The 236-nt window shown below is 45.3% G+C and carries 1 protein-coding gene; it reads right to left on the bottom strand.

All coding sequences use genetic code 11. The features are described 5' to 3' along the window. The coding region (locus AC0QH1_RS26305) for an RRXRR domain-containing protein (RefSeq protein WP_324634419.1) at positions 1 to 173 on the bottom strand (173 nt) is incomplete at its 3' end. Between the last annotated feature and the right edge of the window lie 63 nt (positions 174 to 236).

Raw genomic sequence — 236 nt, 5'->3', positions numbered from 1 at the left:
AGTCTGTATTCTGGTTTTTTTACCGACGAGTCCTCTTCTGTGTCTTTCAACATGATGGTGAAAGGGTAGCGTCGCAGGACAACAGCCCTTTCTTCTTTGAGAAATTTTCTTGCCCTTGCCGGATGACAGGGGTTTAGCGGTTTTCTGTTTTTACCTACGACTAGTACGAACATGAGTTGGTTGTCTCCTGTTTCCAGGGTAAAGTTTGCCTCGAAGTTGTTAGGTGGTCGGTACTT

The organism is Phormidium sp. CCY1219 (genome assembly GCF_055795085.1).
This window is presented reverse-complemented; position numbering and strand designations above follow the sequence as displayed.